At 70.7% G+C, this 23,711-nt stretch carries 21 protein-coding genes and 1 other RNA gene; 13 read left to right on the forward strand and 9 right to left on the reverse strand.

All coding sequences use genetic code 11. The annotated features are described in order from the left end of the window. Nucleotides 1-11: 11 nt before the first annotated feature. The 4 genes from DMH01_RS25330 to DMH01_RS25345 all read left to right on the forward strand — a co-directional run bounded on the left by DMH01_RS25330 (nt 12) and on the right by DMH01_RS25345 (nt 6,481). Nucleotides 12-1,664 (forward strand): N-6 DNA methylase, encoded by a 1,653-nt coding sequence (locus DMH01_RS25330; protein ID WP_125679690.1) that lies wholly within the window; start codon nt 12-14, stop codon nt 1,662-1,664. Continuing rightward, nucleotides 1,665-2,549, forward strand: a complete 885-nt coding sequence (locus tag DMH01_RS25335) for a serine/threonine-protein kinase (RefSeq protein WP_125679691.1) — start codon at nt 1,665-1,667, stop codon at nt 2,547-2,549. A 93-nt stretch (nt 2,550-2,642) separates the two neighbouring features. Continuing rightward, nucleotides 2,643-3,302: a L,D-transpeptidase gene (locus DMH01_RS25340; protein WP_125679692.1), complete on the forward strand. Its 660-nt coding sequence runs from the start codon at nt 2,643-2,645 to the stop codon at nt 3,300-3,302. 356 nt (nt 3,303-3,658) lie between these two features. Further along, nucleotides 3,659-6,481 (forward strand): PQQ-dependent sugar dehydrogenase, encoded by a 2,823-nt coding sequence (locus DMH01_RS25345; RefSeq protein WP_125679693.1) that lies wholly within the window; start codon nt 3,659-3,661, stop codon nt 6,479-6,481. Nucleotides 6,482-6,691: 210 nt separating this feature from the next. On the opposite strand, the gene DMH01_RS25350 is transcribed toward DMH01_RS25345, so the two are convergent. After that, a complete protein-coding gene (locus DMH01_RS25350) occupies nt 6,692-8,215 on the reverse strand; it encodes a 3-hydroxyacyl-CoA dehydrogenase (RefSeq protein WP_125679694.1) in 1,524 nt (507 codons plus the stop codon). A gap of 168 nt (nt 8,216-8,383) precedes the next feature. Here DMH01_RS25350 and DMH01_RS25355 point away from each other — a divergent pair, with 168 nt between their 5' ends. Both DMH01_RS25355 and DMH01_RS25360 read left to right on the forward strand, forming a co-directional pair. Further along, nucleotides 8,384-8,578 (forward strand): hypothetical protein, encoded by a 195-nt coding sequence (locus DMH01_RS25355; RefSeq protein WP_125679695.1) that lies wholly within the window; start codon nt 8,384-8,386, stop codon nt 8,576-8,578. A 9-nt stretch (nt 8,579-8,587) separates the two neighbouring features. After that, nucleotides 8,588-9,211 carry a TetR/AcrR family transcriptional regulator gene (locus tag DMH01_RS25360; RefSeq protein ID WP_125679696.1) on the forward strand — a complete coding sequence of 208 codons (624 nt, stop codon included), beginning with the start codon at nt 8,588-8,590 and terminating at the stop codon, nt 9,209-9,211. Here the strand turns inward: DMH01_RS25360 and DMH01_RS25365 are convergent. Continuing rightward, entirely contained in the window at nt 9,195-9,884 is a 690-nt protein-coding gene (locus tag DMH01_RS25365) for a TetR/AcrR family transcriptional regulator (protein ID WP_199745614.1), read from the reverse strand. The genes DMH01_RS25360 and DMH01_RS25365 overlap by 17 nt on opposite strands. Before the next feature lie 119 nt (nt 9,885-10,003). Between DMH01_RS25365 and DMH01_RS25370 the strand changes: the two genes are divergently transcribed. After that, on the forward strand, nt 10,004-10,462 hold the full coding sequence (locus tag DMH01_RS25370; RefSeq protein ID WP_125679698.1) for a nitroreductase family deazaflavin-dependent oxidoreductase: 459 nt from the start codon (nt 10,004-10,006) through the stop codon (nt 10,460-10,462). A gap of 198 nt (nt 10,463-10,660) precedes the next feature. Here the strand turns inward: DMH01_RS25370 and DMH01_RS25375 are convergent, their stop codons facing one another. The 3 genes from DMH01_RS25375 to DMH01_RS25385 all read right to left on the reverse strand — a co-directional run bounded on the left by DMH01_RS25375 (nt 10,661) and on the right by DMH01_RS25385 (nt 12,757). Next, entirely contained in the window at nt 10,661-10,867 is a 207-nt protein-coding gene (locus tag DMH01_RS25375; RefSeq protein WP_125679699.1) for a hypothetical protein, read from the reverse strand. Between the two features lie 67 nt (nt 10,868-10,934). Next, nucleotides 10,935-11,591: a response regulator transcription factor gene (locus DMH01_RS25380; protein WP_125679700.1), complete on the reverse strand. Its 657-nt coding sequence runs from the start codon at nt 11,589-11,591 to the stop codon at nt 10,935-10,937. Further along, on the reverse strand, nt 11,588-12,757 hold the full coding sequence (locus tag DMH01_RS25385; RefSeq protein WP_125679701.1) for a sensor histidine kinase: 1,170 nt from the start codon (nt 12,755-12,757) through the stop codon (nt 11,588-11,590). Before DMH01_RS25385 ends, DMH01_RS25380 begins: the two co-directional genes overlap by 4 nt. A 52-nt stretch (nt 12,758-12,809) precedes the next feature. Between DMH01_RS25385 and DMH01_RS25390 the strand changes: the two genes are divergently transcribed. Then, nucleotides 12,810-13,874, forward strand: a complete 1,065-nt coding sequence (locus DMH01_RS25390; protein ID WP_125679702.1) for a hypothetical protein — start codon at nt 12,810-12,812, stop codon at nt 13,872-13,874. On the opposite strand, the gene DMH01_RS25395 is transcribed toward DMH01_RS25390, so the two are convergent. Next, the gene (locus DMH01_RS25395) at nt 13,868-14,425 is read right to left on the reverse strand and encodes a hypothetical protein (protein ID WP_125679703.1); all 558 of its coding nucleotides are present in this window, start codon (nt 14,423-14,425) and stop codon (nt 13,868-13,870) included. The two genes, DMH01_RS25390 and DMH01_RS25395, sit on opposite strands and share 7 nt — an antisense overlap. Nucleotides 14,426-14,595: 170 nt before the next feature. On the opposite strand from DMH01_RS25395, the gene DMH01_RS25400 reads away from it, so the two are divergent. Continuing rightward, nucleotides 14,596-15,345, forward strand: coding sequence for a response regulator transcription factor (locus DMH01_RS25400; RefSeq protein ID WP_125679704.1), 750 nt, complete (start codon nt 14,596-14,598; stop codon nt 15,343-15,345). Next, the gene (locus DMH01_RS25405; protein WP_125679705.1) at nt 15,323-16,804 is read left to right on the forward strand and encodes a cell wall metabolism sensor histidine kinase WalK; all 1,482 of its coding nucleotides are present in this window, start codon (nt 15,323-15,325) and stop codon (nt 16,802-16,804) included. The genes DMH01_RS25400 and DMH01_RS25405 overlap by 23 nt, the downstream gene beginning before the upstream one ends. On the opposite strand, the gene DMH01_RS25410 is transcribed toward DMH01_RS25405, so the two are convergent. Then, nucleotides 16,782-17,672: a serine/threonine dehydratase gene (locus DMH01_RS25410; protein WP_125679706.1), complete on the reverse strand. Its 891-nt coding sequence runs from the start codon at nt 17,670-17,672 to the stop codon at nt 16,782-16,784. The genes DMH01_RS25405 and DMH01_RS25410 overlap by 23 nt on opposite strands. A 46-nt stretch (nt 17,673-17,718) precedes the next feature. Between DMH01_RS25410 and ffs the strand changes: the two genes are divergently transcribed. After that, nucleotides 17,719-17,813, forward strand: an RNA gene (gene ffs, locus DMH01_RS25415) — signal recognition particle sRNA small type. Between the two features lie 7 nt (nt 17,814-17,820). Here ffs and DMH01_RS25420 read toward each other — a convergent pair. Continuing rightward, nucleotides 17,821-18,654, reverse strand: coding sequence for a spermidine synthase (locus tag DMH01_RS25420; RefSeq protein ID WP_125679707.1), 834 nt, complete (start codon nt 18,652-18,654; stop codon nt 17,821-17,823). Between the two features lie 29 nt (nt 18,655-18,683). On the opposite strand from DMH01_RS25420, the gene DMH01_RS25425 reads away from it, so the two are divergent. Next, nucleotides 18,684-20,708 carry a DNA polymerase III subunit gamma and tau gene (locus DMH01_RS25425; protein WP_125679708.1) on the forward strand — a complete coding sequence of 675 codons (2,025 nt, stop codon included), beginning with the start codon at nt 18,684-18,686 and terminating at the stop codon, nt 20,706-20,708. Between the two features lie 56 nt (nt 20,709-20,764). Here DMH01_RS25425 and DMH01_RS25430 read toward each other — a convergent pair whose 3' ends face one another. After that, on the reverse strand, nt 20,765-21,745 hold the full coding sequence (locus DMH01_RS25430) for a helix-turn-helix transcriptional regulator (protein ID WP_125679709.1): 981 nt from the start codon (nt 21,743-21,745) through the stop codon (nt 20,765-20,767). Between the two features lie 249 nt (nt 21,746-21,994). Between DMH01_RS25430 and DMH01_RS25435 the strand changes: the two genes are divergently transcribed. Continuing rightward, nucleotides 21,995-23,554 (forward strand): helix-turn-helix domain-containing protein, encoded by a 1,560-nt coding sequence (locus DMH01_RS25435; RefSeq protein ID WP_125679710.1) that lies wholly within the window; start codon nt 21,995-21,997, stop codon nt 23,552-23,554. Nucleotides 23,555-23,711: the final 157 nt, after the last annotated feature.

Here is a 23,711-nt window from a genome sequence, read left to right on the forward strand (position 1 = left end):
ACGATGCGGCGATGGAGGAGCAAGCCACCGTCACCGCGGCGGACATCGCGCGGATCGCCGGCGTCGGCCGCGCCGCCGTCAGCAACTGGCGTCGACGTTACGGCGATTTTCCGCCGCCCGTCGGCGGGACGGCGTCGAGCCCCTTCTTTTCCCTGGACGCCGTCGAAAAGTGGCTGCGTGAGCGGGGGAAGCCGGTCGAGATCTCGCTCGGGGACCGGATCTGGCAGCGGCTGCGGAACCTCGGCGACGATCTGGCGCTGGGCGACCGGGTCGGCCGGGTGGGGTCGTACCTGTCACGGCGGCATGCGTGGTCCTTCTCGCCGCGGTACGACGACGCCGAGCTGCTCGAACTGCTGGACCGGTTCGCCGACGAGCGGGGCGCGCGCGAGGCCTACGAGTTCCTGTGCGAACGCTACGTCGAGGCGCACTCCCGTCAGCTGTCCGTCACCGCGGGGCCGGTGGCCGAGTTGATGTCCCGGCTCGTCGGACCCACGCCCGGCGTGGTGCTCGACCCCGCGTGCGGACTCGGGACACTGCTGCTCGCCTCCGGCGGGACCCGGCTGCTCGGCCAGGTCGACGATCCGGCGACCTCGTGCATCGCGGCGCACCGGCTGCTGCTCGCGGGCGCGGACATGGAGATGTACGGGGCGGACGCCCTGTCGATGGACTCCTACGAAGGAGTTCTCGCGGACACGGTCGTCTGCGATCCACCGTTCAACGAACGGGAATGGGGCTACGACGAACTCGTCGGCGACCCGCGCTGGGTGTACGGCCAGCCGCCGCGCGGCGAGCCGGAACTGGCCTGGGTGCAGCACTGCCTCGCGCATGTGAAACCCGGCGGGCTGGTCGCGATCCGCATGCCGCCCGCCGCCGCCGGCCGCCGCACCGGGCGGCGGATCCGCGGGAACCTGTTGCGGGCCGGGGCGTTGCGTGCCGTGGTCACGGTCGGCGGCGCGGATCTCTGGCTGCTGCGGCGGCCGGAGCCCGGCGAGCAGCCGCCGTCCAGGGTGCTCCTGCTGGCCGATCCGTCCACTGTGGAGGAACAGTGGCGGGATCACCTGCGCGGCGCCGAGGTGCCGGGCGCGGTCCGGATCATCGATCTGCTCGACGAGGAGATCGACCTTTCCCCCGTGCGGTACCAGGATCGAGACGAACACGCGGGCGAGGCCTTTCTCGAAGTCCGAAGGTATTTCGAGGGAATCCGGCCGGAACTGCCGTCGCTGGCGGTGTCCGACGAGAAGCCGTCGTTCGTCACGATCGGTGAGCTGGTGAAGTCCGGCGTGCTCACCGTGCCGGAATCGGTGGAAGAGGGCGATGTCGTCGCGTCGCCCTCCGTGCCCGCTTACGTCCACAGTGGAGAGACGATCGCGGTCGAGCCGACGATGTCGAAGTACCGCACCGATCCCGAACGGCTGGACGCCGCGTTCCTCGCCGGATGCCTGCGCGCGGCGGGGCAGCTCGCCCCGGCCTCCTCGACCAGGATCGACCTCAGGCGCACCCGGATCCCGCGTCTGCCGATCGAGACGCAGCGTGCCCACGGGGAGGCGTTCACCCGGCTCGCCGCCTTCGAGGCCGCCCTGCGCGAGGCGGCGGAATCGGGCCTGGAGCTGGTGAGGCTAGGCTTGGCCGGACTGACGGAGGGGCAACTGAGGCCGGGGAACTAGGTGCTGATCGCGGACCGCTACGAACTCGACGAGCTGCCGCTCGGCCGGGGTGGGATGGGCGCGGTCTACGCGGGCCACGACCGGCATCTCGGCCGCCGCGTGGCGGTGAAGTTCCTCGGGCTTCCCGGCGGTCCCGACGCCGAACTCGAACAGCGGTTCATCCGCGAGGCGCGGATCCTCGCGACCTTGGAGCACTCCGGCGCGCCGACGCTCTACGACTTCGGCACCTACGACGAGCGGCTGTACCAGGTCATGCAGTTCATCGAAGGCGTGACCGTCGCCGATCTCGCCGCCGAACACGGTCCGCTTCCGGTGCCGTGGGCGGCCGCGATCGCCGCGCAGGCCTGCGCCGTGCTGTCCGCCGCGCACGCGCTGTCCATCTGCCACCGCGATCTCAAACCCACCAACCTGATGCTGTGCCCCGACGGCAGCGTGAAGGTGCTCGACTTCGGGCTCGCGATGCTGCGCGAGACCGACGTCGCCCAGTTCACCCGCGCCGGGCAGATCCTGGGCACCCCGGCGTACATGGCGCCCGAGCAGATCCAGCGCGGGATCGCCGGACCGCGCAGCGACCTGTACGCGCTGGGCTGCGTCCTGCACGAGATGCTGACCGGCAGGCAGCTGTTCACCGGGCCGACGGCGTACGCGGTGTTCGAGAAACAGGTCAAGGAGAGTCCGGCCGAAGTGGACGGTGTCCCGCGTGGACTGAACGACCTGCTCGCGGACCTGCTGGAGAAGGACCCGGAACGGCGCCCCGCCGACGCGAACGAACTGTTCGGCAGGCTGGCCGGGTTCGCGCGGGACCTGCCGCCGCTGCCCGGATACCTGGACGAAGGCGCCAATCCGGGCCGGATGTACGCGCGGGTCGTCGGCCGCGTGCCCTGAGACGCGATCGTGACCTTCCGATCAACAACCCCGGACGGGTGAGCTCCGTCTTTACCCATGTCAGACGGACTACGGGCAACGGGGGTACGGGTCGTGAAGAAGTTCCTGGTGGGGGTGACCGCACTGGCCACCGCGCTGGTGCTGACCGCGTGTTCCGGCAACTCGGGCGGCGGCGCGCCCGGCGGCGGGGCCGTCGCTCAGGGTGACCCGGCCGGCGGGACCACGACCACGTCCGCGCCTGCCACGTCTTCGCCGACGCCGACGCCGACGCCGAGCCCGAGCAGCTCCAGTTCCACGCCGAAGCCGACGTCCTCGAAGCCGAAGCCCACGCCGAAGCCCACGCCGAAACCCACGCCGAAGCCGACGCCCAAGCCCGCCCCGAACGCCGCCGACGTTCCCTGCAAGGCCGCGCTGGCCTCGCCGGGCGTGAGCGCCTGCGTGGACCTTTCCGCGCTGAAGACGTGGCTGCTGCAGGACGGCAAGGTCGTCTACGGCCCGGTCAAGCAGCTCCCTGGCAAGAAGGGGTACGCCACGCCGACCGGTGTCTTCCACGTTTCGGCCAAGGTCAAGAACTACCACTCGAAGCAGTTCGACGCGCCGATGCCGAACTCCGTGTTCTTCCTGCCGGGTATCGCTTTCCACACGGGCAGCCTCTCGGTGTACTCGCACGGCTGCATCCACCTTTCCGCGGCGGCTTCGCAGAAGTACTTCACGATGCTGCAGAAGGGCGGCGTCGTACAGGTCGTGGCCTGATCGCTCCACCGCGTGACGATCATTGCGGTTCGCTTGCTTTGAGATCAACGAAAGCCCCTGGCGGCAATGACTTCCCCGGCTCCGGCGACCTACCATGACACGCCGGAAATGGGGAAGTGCGGATGAACCCGAGCCTCGATCTACTGGACGTCGGCCACCGGCTCGCACGCCGGACGAGTTCGGCATCCACATCGGACGGCAGAACAGCTTCCAGGGCGGCTACGTCACCTGGAGCCGGACCACGGGGCAGGTGATCGACCGATGGTGGCGATCACGGTTCTATCAAGTCACTCGAAAGTGTGAAATGCCCAGCTAGGCCCCGTCGATGAGACGTTCGATTGGGAAGGGGCCTTCGCATGCCTTCGAGATTCCGCGCGCTCTGTCACGCCGTCGTGGCGTTGCTGACAGCGACCCTGCTGGTGCCGTTGACGTCCACTCCGGCGTCCGCGGCGGCCACCTTGCCGCCCGGCTTCGTCCTGCGTGACCAGCAGAGCGGGCAGGCTCCGTACGACCTGACCGACTTCGCCTACCTGCCCGACGGCTCGATGCTGACCACCGGCAAGGCGGGAAAGATCGCCTGGGTCTCCACCACCGGGCAGATCCGGGAGATCGCGAACCTGACCGACGTCCGCACCTCCGGTGACCTCGGCCTGACCGGTATCGCGATCGCGCCCGACTTCGCCACTTCCCGCAAGATCTACACCGCTCGCGCGGTGAGCCAGGCCGGCGGCGGCTTCCTGCTGAGGGCGTCGCGCTGGACGGTGTCCGGCACCACGGAACCGACCGGTCTGTCCGGGGAGAAGGTCCTGATCGAAAGCCCCGGCAACACCGATGTCCACGGCATCACCGGTGTCGTGGCCGCCCCCGACGGCACGGTGTGGGTCTCGATCGGCGACAGCGCCCGGTTCCAGGGCGCGGCGGACCCGTTCGCGCTCGTCGCGTACGACCTCGACAAGATCTTCGGCAAGATCCTCCACATCACCACCGACGGCGCCGGTGTGCCGGACAACCCGTACTACACCGCCGCGAACCCGGACTCGGTGCGCTCCAAGGTGTTCGCGAGTGGTTTCCGCAGCCCGTTCCGGTTCAGCCTCGACGCCGCCACCGGCCTTCCGGTGGCAGGCGACGTCGGCTGGGGAACCTGGGAAGAGGTCAACTTCGTCCAGAAGGGCTCGAACCACGGCTGGCCGTGCTTCGAGGGAAACCAGCCGACCGACGGGTACTCGGCGATGCCGCAGTGCGCTTCGGCCGTGAACACCCCGCCGATGCTGGCGGTCCAGCACGGCCAGGGCCCCGACAACGGAAACAGCGTCACCGGCGGGATTGTCTACAATGGAGAGTCGTACCCGGAGGAATACCGGGGTGCGTACTTCTTCGGCGACTACGCCACCCAGAAGCTGTGGACGGCCAAGTACGACACGCAGGGCCGCGTCGTCCGCGCGCAGGAGACGCCGCCGAAGTTCACCGGTATCGGGGGTCCGGTCAAGTTCCTCGCCGCGGCCAACGGCGACATCGTCTACGCCGACATCTACACCGGTCTGTTGCGGCGGCTCAGCTACACCACCGGGAACAAGGCGCCGGTCGCGGTCGCCACTTCCGAGACGAACCCCGGAACCCGCACGGTGTCCTTCGACGGCAGCGGTTCGTACGACTTCGACGGTGACGACCTGACCTACGCGTGGGACTTCGGCGACGGCACCACCGGCACCGGGGCGAAGGTCAGCCACACCTACGCGGCCGGGACCGAGAAGTTCACCGCCAAACTGACAGTGAAGGACGGTTTGCAGGCGTTCGGGAGCACGGACATCGCTGTGGCACCCGGGAACCATTCGCCGAAGCTGACCATGACCGACCCCGGCGGCAGCCTGTTCGCGGTCGGCGAGGAGGTCGAGGTCGGCGCGACCGTCACCGACACCGAGGACGGCGCACTCCCGGTCACCTGGACCACCCTGGTCCGGCACTGCCCGGAGAACGCGGTCTGCCACGCGCATCCGGCCGAAAGCGGCACCGGCCCCGAGTTCGCCATGCCGTTCACCGACCACACGGACTCCAACCTGGAGTTCACCGCGTCGGCGACCGACCGCGCCGGGGTCACGGTCTCGAAGACCTACGTCGCGAAGCCGCGCGAACACCGCCTGACCCTGACCGGCAACGTCGCCGCGGCGCTCGGCATCACGCCGGAAGGCGGGGCCGCTTCGGCGATGGTGGTCGAAGGCGCGACGGTGGAGATCCAGGCGGCCGAGGTCGCCGCGGACGGCGCGTCGACCTTCACCGGCTGGTCCACCGGCGCCACCGGGCGGCTGACCAGCATCACCATGGGCGCCGCCGACCAGACGCTCACGGCGAACTACATCACCCCGATCGACAAGCGCTACCGCGACGAACCCGCGCTGGCGCAACGACTCGGCGCGCCGGTCGCGTCCGAGGCCGTCGACGGCACGGTCCGCTTCCGCGCCTACGAGCGCGGGCGGCTGTACTGGTCGAAGGGCACGGGCGTGCAGCAGATCGAGGGCGAGATCCTCAAGAAGTACCTCGCGCTGGGCGGGCACGCGAAGTTCGGCCCGCCCGCGACCGACGAACTGTCCACTCCGGACGGTGCCGGCCGGTACAACCACTTCCCCGTCTGGCCCGGCGTCATCCAGGCGTCGATCTACTACACCGTCGGAACCGGCGCGAACGCGATCTACGGCAGGATCCGGCAGAAGTGGGCCGCGCTCGACTGGGAGCGCAGTCCGCTGGGCTACCCGAGCACCGACGAGATGGGCACGCCGGACGGTGTCGCGCGCTACAACCACTTCAGCAAGAAGGCGTCGATCTATTGGACGGCGCAGACCGACGCCAAGGCGATCTGGGGCCGCATCCGCGCGAAGTGGGAGCAACTCGACTGGGAGCGGAGTCCCCTCGGATACCCGTCGACCGACGAGTCCGCGACTCCGGACGGGATCGGCCGGTACAACCACTTCACCAAGGGCGGATCGGTCTACTGGACGATGCAGACCGACGCGCACGCCGTCTACGGCGCCATCAGGCAGCGCTGGCAAGCGCTCGGCTGGGAGAGGTCCTACCTGAGGTATCCGACGACGGACGAGTTCTCCGTCTCCGGTGGGCGGCAGAACAACTTCCAGGGCGGGTACGTGTTCTGGAACGGCAGCACCGGCGCGGTGACCGACCGCCGGTGATCTCGCGTGCTTCTCGGCCGGTAGGCGTGTCGTCCCGACGCCGCAATTCGTCGTCCTACTTGCGATGGTCGCGGTGCCTATGTACATGAAGGCCCCCTTCCTGTACATAGGCGCAAGGAAGGGGGCCTTCATGTACTTGCGTGGGTCAACGGCGCGTATGTGTGAAGGCGGAACTCGTGTGATTGCGGGCGCAACTCGCGTGTAGGGGTCTCAGCGGAGAAGGTCGCCCGGTGAGGTGCCTGTCGAGGTGAGGGGCAGGCCGAGCGCGACGCGTTCGGTGAGCCAGGCGCTCGGCCGGTAGCGCTGGTCGCCGGTGCTCGCGACGAGCCCGCGCAGCACCCGCAGCACGAGCTCCGCGCCTGCTTCGTCGCCCCAGGTCAGCGGTCCGCGCGGGTAGCCGAGGCCGAGCCGGACGGCGGTGTCGATGTCCTCCGGTGTCGCGAGCCGCTGTCCGGCGATGAAGCAGGCGGTGTTGACGATCGACGCCAGCAGCCGCTGCGCGATCGGTGCGGGACCGTCGCGGACCACGGTCACCGGCAGGCCGGTCGCGGCGAGCGCGCCCCACGCGGTGCGGCCGGCGGCCGGGTCGAGCGCGGGGTGGACCGACAGCGTCAGGCGTTTCCCGTAGCCGCCGAGCGGGTCGACGCCGACGACCCGCTCCGCCGGAAGGCCCGCCGCGCGTGCGGCGTCCACAGTGGACGAACCGATCGGGCTGACGATCAGGACCGTGTCCGGGTACGCGGAGTGCACGACCTGGATGCCCGCCGACGAGAGCAGCGTGCCGAGCCGTTCGTCGTCGACCCACACCGGCGTGGCCGGGGCTTCCGGCGCGGCCGGTTCCGGCTCGACCTGCTGCTGTCCGTCTACATAGGAGTAGAAGCCTTCGCCGTTCTTGCGCCCGAACAGCCCGGCGGCGACGCGCGGACGCGTCAGCCACGACGGCCGCAGCCGCGGTTCGCCGTGGAAACCGCTCCAGATGCTTTCGAGCACGGCGTGCGAGACGTCGAGACCGGTGAGGTCGAGGAGTTCGAACGGGCCGAGTTTCAGGCCGAGCACGTCACGGGCGACGCGGTCCACCTCGGCCGGGCTCGCGATCCCTTCGGCGAGGATCTGCAGCGCCTCGGTGCCCAGCCCGCGGCCGGCGTGGTTGACCAGGAAACCCGGCGCGTCGCGGGCGAGGACGGGTTCGTGTCCCCAGCCGCGGACGAGTTCGGTCACGGCCGGCGGCAGCCAGGCGGCGGTCCGCGCGCCGGGTACGACCTCGACCAGCCGCATCAGCGGGACCGGGTTGAAGAAGTGGAGGCCGAGCAACCGGCCGGGATCGGTCAGCGCGGCCCCGATTTCGGTCACCGACAGCGAGCTGGTGTTGGTGGCGAACACGGTGTCCGGCCCGCAGACGCGTTCCAGTTCGGCGAACAGCGTGCGTTTGATCTCCAGGTCCTCGCGCACCGCCTCGATGACGAGGTCGACGCCGTCGGCGGGGGCCAGCGGGCCCTCGGCCGCGATCAGCCTGCCCTTCGCCGACTCGGCGGCTTCTTCGGTGATCTTGCCCTTCGAGGCGAGCTTGCCGAGCATCGCGCCGACCTGCTCGATGGCCTCGCCGACCGCGTCGGGCCGGGCGTCGGCGAGCTCGACCTCGAGTCCCGCCGTCACGGCGAGCTGGACGATGCCCCGGCCCATCACCCCGGTTCCGATGACCCGGATCCTGCCGACCTGCTCCGCCCACTTCTCCACCGCGAGCCGCCTTTCCCTCGATGTCGTCCCCGGCGTGACGCTAGCCGCCACGCCGATATCTCGCCCGGACGGGTGATCCGTGCCCCACTTGGCGTAAGGCCACCGACCCGGCGCGGTCCCATCCGCGAAACCGAGTGTTCCGCGCCCCACCCCGAAGGGAAAGCTCCCATGGCCACCGTCCCCGCCGCCACAGCCGTCCGGACCACCCCCTTGCTCCTCGTCGCCGTCCTCTTCGGCGCCGTCGCCGCGTTCCTGGCGAGCCAGGCGTTGTGGTCGCTCACCGCAGTGGCCGTCGTGGTCGCCGTCGCCGTCCTCGCGGGCGGGGTGTGGCTGACCGGCCGGAAGGCGAACACCGAACTCTAAGATCGCCGTGTGACGGCTAAACGCTTGACGCGGGAAGAAAGCCGCGAGCAGACCAGGCAGCGCCTGCTCACGGCGGCCGCCGAGCTGTTCTCCGAACGAGGGGTCAACGGCACGTCCGTCGAGCAGATCGCCGAACGGGCCGGATTCACCCGAGGCGCCTTCTACGGCAACTTCGACGGCAAGCACGAGCTGGTCGTCGAATTGCTGCGCCGCCGGACCCAGCGCGAGGCCGAGGAGGTCGTCGCGCTGAGGGAGGGCGTCAGCTCCTTCGCCGAGATGATGGACCGGCTGCGCGCGTGGAACGTCGAGCGCGCCGAGCACCTCGCCGGCTGGCTGACCCTGCGCACCGAGCTGGCCCTTTACGCGCTGCGGAATCCCGACGCGCGCCCGCTGGTCGGCGAAGGCGAGAAGTCGACAAGGGCGCTGCTGGAGACGTCGGTGCGGACCGAACTCGCCGCGCGGGGCGTCGAACCGCCCGCCGACCCGGCCTTTCTCGCGCTGATCCTGCACGCGCTCGAGGACGGCCTCCTGTTGCAGCGCTTCCTCAGCCCCGAGGGGACCGGAGACGAGGACGTGGTGGACGCCGTCCAGCTGCTGATGCGGTCGTGGACCGCGCTCAGCCGGTCATCCTGATCCCGGTGAACTCGGCCATCTGACGGACCCCGTGCGCGAAGAAGTCGTCCGCCGGATCCACCGAGCCGACGTACTGGCCGAACAGCTCGAAATTGATCATCCCGAACAGCTGGGTCCAGGCCATGATCAGCCGGGAGGCCGTCTCGGGGCCCAGGTTGATCTTGAGGATCCCGGCGAGGGTGTCGAGCTGGCGCAGTAGCGCGGCGGGCATCTCGCCGACCTCGGTCTCGACGCGGAGGTTCGCGTCGCGCAGGACGGCGACCAGCGCGAACGCCACCCGGCCGGCGGGGGCGACGGTGTCCTGCGGGGCCTGATAGCCGGGGATCGGCGAGCCGTAGATCAGCGCGTACTCGTGCGGGTGCGCCTTCGCCCAGGCGCGGACCGCGTGCCAGATCGACTCCCATCGCTCCAGCGCGGTCTTCTTCGGGTCGTCGGCTGCCTCCGCGGCTTCGCCGACCGCGTTGTAGGCGTCCACGATCAGCGCGGTCAGCAGTTCCTCGCGGCTGGAGAAGTACCGGTAGAGCGCCGACGAGACCATGCCCAGCTCTCGTGCCACCGCTCGAAGTGAGAGCCCGAGCGCGCCGACTTCGGCGAGCTGGCGGCGGGCTTCGTCCTTGATCTCGCGGGTGAGCTCGGCGCGGGCGCGTTCCCGTGCGGTCTGAGTGGCGGCCATGCTCTCACCATAGAGCATCGCACCTAAACGAGAGCACTGCTCTTGACATGATGCACTGCTCTGGTGTTCACTGCTCTTAACGGAGAGCACTGCTCTCGCCCAGACTTCGAGGAGACGAGATGACCACCACCGCTTCCGCCGCCACGACCCGCTACCTCAAGCCCGCCAAGGCGACCAGCGCGTTCAACGAATTCGTGCTCAAGCTGACGAGGCTCGGCGTCAGCGTCCTGGGTAGCCGGGTGCTTTCGGTCCGCGGCCGCAAGAGTGGCGAACTGCGCTCGGTCCCGGTCAACTTGCTGAAGCTGGACGGCGAGCGCTACCTGGTCGCGCCGCGCGGTGTCACGCAGTGGGTGCGGAACCTGCGCGTGGCCGGGGAAGGTCAGCTCACCGTCGGGCGCCGCACCGAGACGTTCACCTACACCGAACTCGCCGACGCCGAGAAGCCCGAGATCCTGCGCGCGTACCTCAAGCGCTGGAAGTTCGAGGTCGGTGTGTTCTTCGACGGCGTCGACGCGAAGGCGTCCGACGAGAAGCTGCTGGAGATCGCGCCCGGCTACCCGACCTTCAAGCTCGCCTGACCACGCGAGTCACGTCCCCAATCACGCGAGTTGCGCCCCCAATCACGCGAGTTCGCCGCCCAATCACGTGAGTCCGCCCGTCGAGCACGCGAGTTCGCCGCTCGATCACGTGAGTTACGGCTCCAAGCACGCGTGTTGCGCCTTCAATCACGTGAGTTACGCCCTCAATCACGCGTGTCGCGGCCGCGAACGCCCGGGCTAGTCGTCAGTGGGCGCCCGGCGCGTCCGACGAGCCGTGGCGGCAACCAGCACCACCCCGATCAGGAACGCGACCAGCCCGATCAGGAACCACAGTTTCTGCCCGGTCATGAAGCTGCCGGTCAGCACGCCGGCGCCCTGGAGCACCCAGACGCCGCCGACCAGCAGGAAGACCAGCCCGACCGTGAGCGTGACCCAGCGTTTCATCCACAGCTCCCCGCCTCGACGTGCCCTGCGGCGATTCTGGCACCGGGAGCCCCGCCGGGCGAACCGATCACCGTCCGCCGACGAGACCGTTCCGGTAGGCGTAGACGACGGCGTGCACTCGATCCCGTAGCCCGAGCTTCGCCAGGATCCGGGAGACGTGGGTCTTCACCGTCTCCTCGCCCACGTGCAGATGCGCGGCGATCTCCGCGTTGCTGGATGCGTCGGCGACGAGGAGGAGGACTTCGCGTTCGCGTGAAGTGAGCCGTTCCAGTTCCGCCGGTTCGGCGGCCGCGGGTTCGATGCTGGTGGCGAAGGTCGAGACCAGCCGCCGGGTCACCGTCGGGTCGATCAGCGCGTCGCCGCGCGCGGCCACTCGCATGGCCGAGACGAGTTCTTCGGGGGCGAGGCTCTTCAGCAGAAACCCGCTCGCACCGGCCCGAAGCGCGCGGTAGACGTACTCGTCCGAGTCGTAGGTCGTCAGCACGAGGACGCGGGTGTCGTTCCCCGGCGCGGACATGATCGCCTCGGTCGCGGCCAGACCGTCCAATTTGGGCATCCGGACGTCGAGCACGGCGACGTCCGGGCGCAGCGCGGCCGCCTGTGCGACGGCCTCGCGTCCGTCGGCCGCCTCGCCGACGCATTCGAAGTCCGCCTGGGTGTCCAGCACCGCGCGCATACCGGACCGGAACATCGCGTGGTCGTCGGCGAGCAGAACCCGGATCACTGTGCCTCCAAAGGAAAACCGACGCGGACCCGCCAATTCGTGCCGTCGTCGAGCGGTCCGCATTCCGCCTGTCCGCCGAACAACGCGACCCGCTGCCGGATCCCGGCGAGGCCGCGTTTCGTCGACTCGGCCGCCGCGTTCGCGGGGCCGATCTCGTTCGTGATCGTGAGGACCACCTCCGTCTGCCGGTAGGCGAGATCGATCTCGACGATCCCGCCGGAACCGTGCCGGAGCGCGTTCGTCAGCGCCTCCTGCGCGATGCGGTACAACGCGATGTCCACCGAAGCCGGGAGTTCCCGCGGCCCGCCGTGGCTCGTCAGCCGCGCGGGCAGCCCGGCGGTGCGGAGGTTGTCGAGCAGCTCGTCGAGGTTGTCCAGCCCCGGTTGCCGCTGCGCGTCGCCGTTCTCCTTGCCGTGCAACAGATCCAGCAGACGACGCAGATCGGCCATCGCGGCCCGGCTCGACGATTCGACCGCCGAGAGCGAACGTCGTACAGCTGGTTCGCCCTCCGGCAGCCCGAGCCGCGCGGCGCCCGCGTGCACGCCGATCGCGCTGACGTGGTGGGAGATCACGTCGTGCAGGTCGCGGGCGATCGTCGTGCGTTCTTCGGCGACGGCACGGCGGACCGCTTCGGCCTCGTGCTGTCGCCGTTGTTCCTCCGCGCGCTGGAGATCGGCGATGTACGCGCGCCGCGCGGTCGTGTAGCGGCCGACCATCCAAGGCAGCAGGCCGCTCACGCCGACTTCGATGAGCAGGAGCCGCCAGTCCCGGTCGTCCCGGTCGGCCGGGATGAGGTTGCAGGCGACGAGCCCGGCGAGCATCACCGCCAGCGCGGCCAGCGCCGGTTTGGTCGAAAGCCAAGCGCCCGCGCGGTAACCGGCGATCAGCACACCCGCGTTGGTGGCCTGAAGGTAATGGTCGTACGGGTACAGCAGGAGCGGCGCGGCGGTGAGCAGCACGCCGTGCGCGGCCGAAACCCAGCCGGAATACCGCGAAGGCCCGGCGAGCGCGACGTTCGCGAGGATTCCGCCCAGCAGCACCACCCACGCCTGCCAGCCGAGCGAAAGCGGTGGTCCGGCGATGAGGAACAGCCCGGCGTCGGCGACCAGGCAGACGGCCGCGACCGCCCAGGCCTGCCTCGCCAGCGAACCACTGATGTCCCGCACGCGCCCAACTCTGCCCTATTTCGCTGGACAGGGGTTCCTAAGATCGAAAGCCATGGGGACCGCGAAGACGCCCGTGCTCTGGACGACCGGCGCGCCGGGTGCAGGGAAATCCACCACCGCCTGGGGTTTGTACCGCCGCATCGTGGAAGCCGGCGGCAACGTCGCGTACGTCGACATCGACCAGCTCGGCCTCATCGGCCCGCCGCCCGGCGGCGGGGACGCCGCGCACGCGATCAAGGCGGCCAACCTGCTGCGGGTACTGGAAATCCTGCGTGCGCGGGGTGTCGCTCAGCTCGTCGTGTCCGGTGTGGTGGACCCGGCGAAGCCGTACATCGAGAGCGGCGACTTCGACCTCACACTCGTCCGCCTGACGTGTGATCGCGGCGAGCTCGAGAGCCGGTTTCTCGGCCGTGGGTCACCCGCCGCGGCCTTGCCCGACCTCTTCGCGGTGGCGGACGCCTACGACCGCGCCGGTTTCGGCGAGGAACTGGACACGACCGGGCAGCGGCCCGAGGACACGGTGGAAGCGCTGTTCCACCGCTGTGCCGTGGACGCCGGAAGTGTTCGGCCGCCGGACCCCGGCCGGCCGCAGCCAGGGCCGGTGACCGTGGTGACCGGCCCGACGGCGGTCGGCAAGTCGACGGCCGCGTTCAGCGCGCTGCGGGACCTGTGGGAGCGGGACCTGCCCGTCGCGTACGTCGATCTCGCACAATTCGGGTTCGCGCACCCCGGTCCGGATCCGGCGCTGGAGGCGGCACATCTGTCCGCCGTCTGGCGCGGCTATCGCGACGCCGGGGCGAAGCGGCTGATCGTCGTGGCCCGGGAATTCCGCCCGGAACATCGCCGGGTCTTCGACGCGGTCACCGTCGTCCACCTCGACGCGGACGAACCGGCGCTCACCGAGCGGGTCCGGCGCCGGGCCGAAGGCGAGTCCGCGTTGCTGGCAGGCGACGAGCTACGCGGCGCGCCACCCGGCGTGCGGGACCGGGTGGCCGCGCGCGCGGTCGCCGAGGCGGCCCGGATGCGGCGTTCCGGCGGCGATCGCGTCGTCCTCGACACCTCCGGACACGAACCCGCCGATACGGCCGCCGCGTTGCTCGCCGTCGTGGCTCAGTAACGCCGCTGGCCGTCCGGCGGCCCGCCGCGCTGGTTCTGCGCGGGCTTGCCGATGCTCAGCACCGTCGCGGTGTCGCCGGTGACCTTCGCGTTCACCGTCACCGTCTCGCCGGTCTTGGGATCACCGGTCTTCTTCGTCGACGCGTCGATCGTGTAGACCTGCTTGTAGCCGTCCTTGCTGGTCAGGCTGACGGACGTCGCGCTGATCTCGGTGATCTCGCCGGTCTGCATCCGTTCGGTGCTGTAGCCGCCCTTGCCGTCCGAGACGACGAAGTCGCCGTGCAGCGCGTCGCGCGGCATGCCGCCGCCAGGGCCCATGAGCACCCGGCCGCCGCCTGGGCCGCCCATCATCCCGCCCTGTACGGCGCCGTTCGCGGCGGTTCCGGCCCAGATCGCGGCCCCGCCGCCCGCGGCGATCACCACCGCCACCACGGCCGCGATCGCGGTCTTGCGACCCGACCAGGTCTTCTTCGGTTCACCCGCCGGTGCGGGCGCGCCCCAGGTGGCGGGCTCGGCCGCCGGGGGGGCGGCGGGTTTGGTCGGTTCGGTCATCTGGTCGCCTCCGTGTGGTCGGTTGCGGCCATGGTCGGCGCCGTCGCTGTGCGGAAGCTGTGCCGCCGGTGGGCACGCGCTGTGTTTCGCTCCCCGGCAGGGTGATCGTTCACAGGAAACGCACAGGCGGGACACAGAGAAGCCTCATCGGGGCCGCGCAGGATGGCAGCATGACCAGTGTGAACGTCCCTTCGTCCGGTTCCGCGAAGGCCGGCCTGCGCCGTGCCGACGGCAGCCCCGTGCGGGTGCTGGTCGTCGACGACGAGGCGACCTTGTCCGAACTCGTGTCGATGGCGCTGCGCATGGAGGGCTGGGACATCCGCACCGCCGCCGACGGCACCGAAGCCGTCCGCGTCGCGCGGGAATTCCGGCCGGACGCGGTGGTGCTGGACGTCATGCTGCCGGATATGAGCGGCCTGGAAGTGTTGCGGCGCCTGCGTTCCGAGGTCCCGAACCTGCCGGTGCTGTTCCTGACCGCGAAGGACGCGGTGGAGGACCGGATCGCCGGGCTCACCGCGGGCGGCGACGACTACGTCACCAAACCGTTCAGCCTGGAGGAGGTCGCGCTGCGGCTGCGCGCGCTGCTGCGGCGCGCGGGCGGGGTCGCCGGGCCGAGCGGATCGATGCTCGTCGTCGGGGACCTGACCCTGGACGAGGACAGCCGCGAAGTGCACCGCGGCGGCGATCTGGTGCCACTGACCGCGACCGAGTTCGAACTGCTGCGTTATCTCATGCGCAATCCCAAACGTGTGCTGTCCAAGGCGCAGATCCTCGACCGCGTCTGGAGCTACGACTTCGGCGGCCAGGCCAATATCGTCGAGCTGTACATTTCCTATCTCCGCAAGAAGATCGACGCCGACAGGGAACCGATGATCCACACGATGCGCGGCGCCGGGTATGTCCTCAAACCCGCGGGGTAGGCGGCCTTGGTCCCTGCGACGGCGGCTGATCGCGCAGGTCGCGGGGCTGCTCGCGCTCGTCTGCCTGGTGGTGGGCGTGGTGACCGAACTGGCGCTGCGGGACTTCCTGATCGACCAGCTCGACGCGCGGATCGCCGAGACCAGCGAACGCGCCAGCCGTCCGCCGCCGCCGGGGCGCCCCGGCGGGGAACGGGTGCCGGAAGGCCTGCGCGCGTACGGCCAGAGCACCGGTTCGTTGTTCGTGAACATCCTCCCGGACGGACGGGTGGTCGCGGCGGTGCTGCGGTCCAGCTACGACGCGAAGGTCGCCGACCCGTTCCCGCACGACCCGATCGGCCCGGCCCAGCTCTCGGCCCTGTTGCGGTCGACACCGACCGACAAGCCCACCGACGTGGACCTCGGATCGCTCGGGGAGTACCGCGTGGTGGCCAAACAGGCGTCCAACGGCGGTATCGCGATCACCGGACTGCCCACAAAGGACGTCACGGACACCTTGTGGAACCTGGGTTTCATCTTCGGCGGGGTCGCCATCGGCGGCATCCTGCTGGCGGGCGCGCTCGGCGCGGTGACGGTGCGGCGCACCATGAAACCCCTCGATCGCCTGGCCGCCACCGCGACCAGGGTCGCCGAACTCCCGCTCGACCGCGGCGAGGTCGCCCTGTCCGAGCGAGTGTCCGAAGTGGACACCGATCCGCGGACCGAGGTCGGGAAGGTCGGGTTCGCGCTCAATCGCATGCTCGGCCACATCTCGAACGCGCTTTCCGCCCGGCAGGCCAGCGAAAGCCGGGTGCGCCGGTTCGTCGCGGACGCCAGCCACGAACTCCGGACGCCGCTCGCGGCCATCCGCGGCTACGCGGAACTCACCCGGCGTTCCGGCTCCGAGGTGCCGCCGGACATCGCGTTCGCGATGGGCCGGGTCGAATCGGAATCGACCAGGATGACCGGTCTGGTCGAGGATCTGCTGCTGCTCGCCAGGCTCGACTCGGGCCGCCCGGTGGTGCACCAGCCGGTGGATCTCTCCCGGCTGGTCGCGGACGCCGTCGCCGACGCCCACGTCGCCGGGCCGGAGCACAAATGGCTGCTGGACGTCCCGCCGGAGCCGATCACCGTCCTCGGCGACGCGGATCAGCTGCACCAGGTCGTGATCAACCTGCTCGGCAACGCGCGCACGCACACCCCGGCGGGGACCGAGGTCAACACCTCATTGTCCATAGTGGACTCGACGGTGACACTGTCCATTGTCGACAGTGGGCCGGGTATCCCGCCGGAGATCCTCCCGGAGGTCTTCGAACGGTTCGCCCGCGGCGACGACTCGCGTTCGCGGGCCGCGGGCAGTACCGGACTGGGCCTGGCCATCGTCGCGGCCGTCGTCGCCGCGCACGGCGGGCGGGTCGGGGTCGCCAGCCGTCCGGGGCGGACGGAGTTCCGGGTCGAGCTCAGGGCGTCCAGTCACTGTTAGCGCCGCACAGGATGACGCAGGGCAGCTCGCCCTCGGTCCGCCCGGCCAGCCACGCGGCGAACGGGACCGCGGCCGCCGGTTCGACGGCGAGACGGAACTCGTCCCAGAGCCGGTCCCGCGCGGCGAGCAGTTCCGCGTCGCTGACCAGCACGGACGTCACCCGATCGCGGAGCACGGCGAACGGGACACTCCCGATCCTGGTCGCACCCAGCGCGGACGCGGCCACCGAGTCGATCTCCACATCCACGGGCTCGCCCGCCTCCAGCGCCGCGTCGAGCGCGCGGCACCGCTCCGGTTCGACGGCGAACGTCGGCAACCCGGCCAGCGACGTCCCCGCGACCAGCCCGCCACCGCCGACCGCGACCAAGAACGCGTCGACGTCCGGCGCGTCCTGGACCACTTCGGCCGCGACGGTGCCCTGACCGGCGACGACGTCGGGATCGTCGTACGCGTGCAGGTACCGCGTACCCGGCTCGGAGGCGGCTTCGAGCGCCTTCGCGGCGGCCTCGGCGTACGTCGCTCCGTGGCGGATGAGCTTCGCGCCCGCCGCCTCGATCCGAGCCGTCTTCGCCTGCGGAGCCGACTCCGGCACGTACACCGTCGCGGGCAGATTCAGCAGCGAAGCCGCCGTCGCCACGCCCAGCCCGTGGTTACCGCCGGACGCCGTCAGCACCCGCTCCGGCAACGGGCCGCTCACCAGCGCGTTCACCGCGCCCCGCAGTTTGAACGATCCGCTCCGCTGCAGATGCTCCAGCTTGAGAACCAGCGGCCGCCCGTCGACCTCGGCGCGCAGCAGCGGCGTGTGTCGCACGAACGGGTGGACGGCCTCGGCGGCCTTGAGGACATCTGCCCAGGTCGGAGTACTCATACCCCCCACTGTCCTCCATGCCGGGACGGGAGTGACTACACTGGTCCTCGGATCCCGCGCGGCGTCCATCTTGTGAACCTCCCCAGGGCCGGAAGGCAGCAAGGATAAGCAAGCTCTGACGGGTGCGCGGGATCCCCTTTTTTTGGGGCTAGAAGATCCCGAAGACATCCTTCGGCGGCACAGGCGACGGCAGGGCTTCCGCGTCGGCGATGGGTTTCGCTTTGCCCTGGAGCTGCGATAGGTCCTCTCCCGCGACGCAGCGCGCCGGGTAGGCGGATGAGGCGGCCCGGCGGGTCATCTCGGTCACCGGCAGTTCGACGCGGGAAGCGGCGACGACGATGTTCCCGAAGCGGCGGCCCCGGAGAACGCCCGGCTCGGCCAAGATCGCCAGGTGGGGGAACGAACTCGCCACTGTCGCCAGGAACCGGCGGAGGAACGGCAGGTTCGGCCCGTCGGAGACGTTGGCGACGTAGGTCCCGGCCGGGCGGAGGACGCGCGCGATCTCGTTCGTGAACTCGACGGTCGCGAGCCCGCCGGCCAGGATTCCGCGTTCGAAAGCGTCCACGATGACCAGGTCGGCTGAAGCGTCGTACCTGGCGGAGACCCCTTCGCGGCCGTCGCCGACGCGGACCTTCAACCCTTTCAGGCCCAGCTGCTCCCGGACGAGCGCCACGAGTTCGCCGTCGGCGTCGAAGACCAGCTGCCGTGAGCGCGGCCGGGCCGCGGCGATGTAGCGCGGGAGCGTGCAGGCCGCCCCGCCGACGTGAAGCACGTCGAGCGGGCCTTCGCCGAGGCAGTCGACGACGTCGGCGATCCGGCGGATGTAGTCGAACTCGAGATCCTGGGGGTCGTCGAGGTTGACGTGCGACTGGGCGACGCCGTCGACCGAGATCATCCAGGCGTTGGGGCGGTCGGCGTCCCGGAGTAGTTCGGCGGTGCCGAAGCGGACCGGATACCTGCCGGGGGTCGGTGCCGGTCTCACCTGTCGTGCCCTCCCGGTAGTCTCGCCGCGTGGCTCTAGCTCTATACCGAAAGTACCGTCCGGCTACCTTCGCCGAGGTCGTCGGGCAGGAGCATGTGACCGATCCGCTGCGTACGGCGCTCGCCGCCGGGCGCATCAACCACGCCTACCTCTTCTCCGGCCCGCGCGGCTGCGGCAAGACGTCCAGCGCCCGCATCATGGCGCGGTCGCTGAACTGCGCGAAGGGCCCGACGCCGGATCCATGCGGCGAGTGCAATTCGTGCCGCAACCTCGCGCCCGAAGGCCCCGGCAGCGTCGACGTCACCGAACTCGACGCCGCCAGCCACGGTGGCGTCGACGACGCCCGCGAGCTGCGGGACAGGGCCTTCTACGCCCCGGCCGACTCGCGCTATCGCGTCTTCATCATCGACGAGGCGCACATGGTCACCACGCAGGGCTTCAACGCCCTGCTGAAGATCGTGGAAGAGCCGCCGGAGCACCTGATCTTCATCTTCGCGACCACAGAGCCGGACAAGGTGCTCCCCACCATCCGGTCGCGGACGCACCACTACCCCTTCCGGCTGATCCCGCCCAGCTCCATGCGCGAGCTGCTGGAACGCAACGTCGCCGCCGAGGGCGCGACGGTCGAGCCCGCGGTGTATCCGCTGGTCATCCGCGCGGGCGGCGGTTCGGCGCGGGACACGCAGTCGGTGCTGGACCAGCTGCTGGCGGGAGCCGGGCCGGACGGCGTCGACTACTCGCGCGCGGTGTCGCTGCTGGGTGTCACCGACGTCGCGCTCATCGACGGCATGGTCGACGCGCTGGCCGCGGACGACGCGGCCGCCGTGTTCGGCACCGTCGAGCGGCTCGCCGAGGCCGGGCACGACCCGCGCCGGTTCGCCACCGACCTGCTCGACCGTCTGCGCGACCTGGTGATGCTGCGTTCGGTGCCGGACGCGGGTGAACGCGGCCTGGTCGCCGCGCCGGACGACGAGCTGAAGAAGATGAAGGAGCAGGCGGGCAAACTGGAGCCCGCCACGCTCTCGCGTTACGCCGACATCGTCCACAATGGACTTCTGGAGATGCGGGGCGCGACCTCGCCGAGGCTGGTACTGGAACTGCTCACGGCGCGGATGCTGCTGCCGTCGGTCGCCGAGGGCACCGACGCGCTGCTCGCCCGGCTCGAACGGCTCGAACGCCGTGCCGCTTCGGCTCCGGCCGCCGCCGCTCCGGCTCCGGCCGCTCAAGCCGCGCAGGCGGCCCCGGTGGCACAGTCCGCGCCTGCCCCTGTCGCTCCGGCGGGTGAGCCCGTCCGCGAGTTCCAGCGGCCGTCGCAACGGGCCGCCGCGCCCGCCCAGCAGGCCGCACCGGCTCCCCAAGCCGCCCCGCAGGCCGCTCCCCAGCCCGCCGCGCGGCCCGAGCCAGCTCCGCAACGCCCGTCCGCGCCCACCCCGCCTCCGGCCGAGCCCGCCGCCGCTTCGGGTGGATCGACGGACGTGGACGGGATCCGCGGCCGCTGGCCGCAGGTGCTCGCCGCGATCCGCAAGGTCCCGGGCGGCCGCAGTACCGAAGCGATGCTCACCCAGGCGAGCGTGGTGAGTGTCGAGGGCAACGCCGTCACGCTCACGCACAGCGCCGAGCCCCTGGCCCGGCGGCTTTCCGAGCCGCACAACGCCGAGCGCGTCGCGACCGCGTTCAAAGAGGTCTTCGGCGGCGACTGGCAGGTCCGCTGCGTCCACGGCGCCGCGCAGGCCCGGCAGGCCGCGGCTCCCAAGGCCGCGCCGCAACCGCCGGCGCCGGAACGGTCCTTCACCCGCCGGTCCGCCGAAGCGCCCGCCGCCCCTCCCGCGCCGCCCGCGCCGAAGCCGGAGCCCCAGCGGCCGAAGGTGACGACCTCCGAGCCGGACATCCCACTCCCGCCCGAGCCGGTCGAGGAGGACGAGGACCTCTACAACGAGGACGCGAGCCCCGCCCCGCCGCCTCCGCCGCTCCCGCCCGAGCAGGACCCGGAAGAGATCGCCCGGAAGCTGCTCGCCGACCACCTCAACGCCCGCCCCCTGGACGAGCGCAAGTAGTCCTCTGGATGCGGTGGTTCGTACCGACGACTACCGCGTTCAGAGGACGAAACGCGTCAGGGAGCGGCCCCTTCGTGGAGTTCCCCGGTGAGCAGTGCCGTGCCGAGCCGGGTGAGGTGGTGCAGGATCGCGCTGCCCTGCCGGGCACTGGTGACGAGCCCGGCCTCGCGCAGCACGGCGGCCTGTTTGCTGGCCGTGCCGATCGACGTGCCGAGGCAGGCGGCCAGCTTGCTGGTCGTGCGCGGGACACGCAGCGCGCCGAGGCTTTCGGCACGGGTCCGGCCGAGAAGCGCCACCAGTTCGGGGGACACGTCCGCCGGGTGGGCGCCGGTCACCCTTGCCGGGTAGAGCAGTACGGGCGGCAACGCCGGATCGATGAACGTCACCGGCGTGTTCGCGCAGAACCGGCTCGGGATCAAGGTCAGCCCCCGGCCGTCGAGATGGACGGTCCGTTCCCGGGGATACGCGATCTCCAGCACCTCGCCGTCCCAGCCGCGGACGCCGGGGATACCGCGCATCATCGCCCCCGCGCCTTCGGTGGCCAGCGTGCGGACCCGGCGCGCGCGGTCGGCGGCGACGGTCTCGCGCATGCTGTGCCAGAACGGCTCGACCACCAGGCCGTACGCGTCCCGCAGCGCGCCGACGACCCCGCTGACCTCCTCGCGATCACCGTCGGCGAGCCGTTTCACCCAGCTCGGCGCCGCGCCGGTGAACACGGTCCGGAGGTCGGCGCACAGCCGCCCGCGAGGCGTGCACGCCACCGCTTCGAGCCCGCTTTCGAAGGAACCCGCCGAGGTGGGCGGGGTCAGGAAGTCGGGAAAGTTCCCCTTCGGCGGGACCAGTGTGAACAGCGTCTTCAGCGATCGGGCCGCTTCTTCGTTCTGGCGCAGGTTCAGCCGGACCTGCTGACGCCAGGCCGACGGGCGGTCCTCTCTCAGCTGATGTGAACCGAGGACCAGCTCCCACAGCGGGTCGGGTGCTTCGGCTATCCGGATCCCCTGGAGATCCTTGCGATCGAAGATCATCCGCAGAGTCATGCCTCGTCCCCCTCAAGACGGCATTTTGTTCTCCGCCGGTAACTCAAACGTGCCGGACGTGCCGAGACAAGCCATTCGGCCCACTCCGGGAGGCTGGGACGGAAACCCGGCACCGACCTGCGGAGACACCGGCGCGTGAGACGTCATCGGGAGGTCCCGCGCCGCTGATGTTTTCGCTGGGACGAAAAGGGGTGTGCCGTCGCGGGGTCCGTCGGTGACGCTTGGTAGGCAACACGCGGGGAGGGATCCATGGCAGGGGGAGGACACGGCCGGGCCTTGGCGGAACTGCTCGAAGGGCTGAAACGGCGTAGCGGCCACAGCTACGAACGGATCGGCGCCAAGGCGCATCTGAGCCGTTCGACCGTTCACCGCTACTGCAGCGGTGCCAGTGTCCCGGCCGCGTTCGGGCCACTGGAACGGATCGCGACGGCCTGCGACGCGGGGCGCGACGAACTGGCGGCGCTCTTCCGGTTGTGGGAACGCGCGGACGCGGCACGGGGAGATGTCGCGTCCGCGCCTCCCGCGCCCGCTCCGGTGACGGCGCCCAAGACCCGCCATCCGATCGGATGGTGGCCGCTGGTGGCCTCGCTCGTCATGGTCACCCTGGTCGGGGCGAGCGCCGTGCCGGCGGCGGAGCCGGTCGCGCGGACGTTCCACGCCCCGATGTGGACGGATCTTCCGGCCCCGGTGGGCAAGGAGTTCTTCGGGGTGACCGCGAACAGCGAGACCGGGCTGATGCCGTCGTTCGGGGTCGGCGCCGTCCGGCTCTGGGATTCGGGGACCCGCTGGCAGAACCTGGAACCGGAGCGCGGCAGGCCGCGATGGTCCACTTTGGACAGACTGGTCGACGGCGCGGGCCGGGCGGGGCTCCCGGTGCTGTTCGTCTTCGGCGGCACACCCGGCTGGGCGGCACCCGGCGGACCGCCGTCGGCCTACCCGGACGGCTCCCGCGCGGCGCCGCCCGACGACCTCGCGGACTGGGACACGTTCGTCCGGAAGGTGGTCGAGCGGTACCGCGGCCGGATCGAGTCCTACGAACTGTGGGACATGGCCAACCACCCCAAGTACTTCACCGGTCCGGTCGAACGGCTGGTGGAGATGGTCCGGCGGGCGAGCCGGATCATCAGGGCGGGTGATCCCGGCGCAGTCGTGGTCTGCCCGTCGATGGGGCAGCTCGGCGATCCCACGGCCCGGCTGGTCCTGGAGCGGTTCGGCGAACTCCGCGGCTACGAAAGCTGCGACGCCGCCGCCGTCAAACTGCACCCGGGCCGGATGGCGGATCCGCCCGAGACCATGCTCGCCCTCGCGGACGAGGTCGAGCGGAGTTTCCACCGCACCAACGGGCACGCGAACCTGTGGAGCACCGGCACCGATTTCGACGTCCCGCTGCAACCGCCGGTCGATCCCGCGGTCGCCGCGGACTACGCCGCCCGTTTCTTCCTGACCGGGCTCTACGCGCGGTTCAAGCGGATGTACTTCTACAACTGGGGAAGCGACCGCGTGCCGATCGTGCTGCAACCGGCGGGCGGGCCGCCGACCCGCGCCGCCGCCCACGTCGGACGGCTCGGCCGTTGGCTCGACGGCGCGAAGGTCCGCTCCTGCGGCGCGGGCACGCGGGCCGGGTTGCCGGAGAACCTGTGGCAATGCCGGTTCGAGCGGGACGGCGAGGAGTTCCGGATCGCGTGGGCGCCCGTCGGCGCCGCGCGGCTGTCCGCCCCGGGCACCGTGGAACTCCTGGACGGGACGCGGCCGGAAACCGGGTCGGGCTCCGTCGGGATCACCGGCAGTCCGGCGCTGCTCAAGCCCTAACCGGAATCGCCACACTCTCTAGGTGTTCGGTGGGCTCGGTATCGGAGCGCCGGTGCCCGCCAGAAGTACATGAAGGCCCCCTTCCTTGCGCCTGGCGCAAGGAAGGGGGCCTTCATGTACTGGGCAAGGTGTCCTTCACGCGCGGGCGCTGTGCCTG

It is taken from the genome of Amycolatopsis sp. WAC 04182 (assembly GCF_003947465.1).
Taxonomy (GTDB): domain Bacteria; phylum Actinomycetota; class Actinomycetes; order Mycobacteriales; family Pseudonocardiaceae; genus Amycolatopsis.

Bases quoted from the DNA above. Each gene is read 5' to 3' on its own strand.
- DMH01_RS25395 (WP_125679703.1), bottom strand. From the start codon at position 14,425: ATGACCGAACCGACCAAACCCGCCGCCCCCCCGGCGGCCGAGCCCGCC.
- DMH01_RS25400 (WP_125679704.1), top strand. From the start codon at position 14,596: ATGACCAGTGTGAACGTCCCTTCGTCCGGTTCCGCGAAGGCCGGCCTG.
- DMH01_RS25345 (WP_125679693.1), top strand. From the start codon at position 3,659: ATGCCTTCGAGATTCCGCGCGCTCTGTCACGCCGTCGTGGCGTTGCTG.
- DMH01_RS25365 (WP_199745614.1), bottom strand. From the start codon at position 9,884: ATGGCCGCCACTCAGACCGCACGGGAACGCGCCCGCGCCGAGCTCACC.
- DMH01_RS25430 (WP_125679709.1), bottom strand. From the start codon at position 21,745: ATGACTCTGCGGATGATCTTCGATCGCAAGGATCTCCAGGGGATCCGG.
- DMH01_RS25355 (WP_125679695.1), top strand. From the start codon at position 8,384: ATGGCCACCGTCCCCGCCGCCACAGCCGTCCGGACCACCCCCTTGCTC.
- DMH01_RS25390 (WP_125679702.1), top strand. From the start codon at position 12,810: ATGGGGACCGCGAAGACGCCCGTGCTCTGGACGACCGGCGCGCCGGGT.
- DMH01_RS25435 (WP_125679710.1), top strand. From the start codon at position 21,995: ATGGCAGGGGGAGGACACGGCCGGGCCTTGGCGGAACTGCTCGAAGGG.
- DMH01_RS25410 (WP_125679706.1), bottom strand. From the start codon at position 17,672: ATGAGTACTCCGACCTGGGCAGATGTCCTCAAGGCCGCCGAGGCCGTC.
- DMH01_RS25330 (WP_125679690.1), top strand. From the start codon at position 12: ATGGAGGAGCAAGCCACCGTCACCGCGGCGGACATCGCGCGGATCGCC.
- DMH01_RS25405 (WP_125679705.1), top strand. From the start codon at position 15,323: ATGTCCTCAAACCCGCGGGGTAGGCGGCCTTGGTCCCTGCGACGGCGG.
- DMH01_RS25375 (WP_125679699.1), bottom strand. From the start codon at position 10,867: ATGAAACGCTGGGTCACGCTCACGGTCGGGCTGGTCTTCCTGCTGGTC.
- DMH01_RS25370 (WP_125679698.1), top strand. From the start codon at position 10,004: ATGACCACCACCGCTTCCGCCGCCACGACCCGCTACCTCAAGCCCGCC.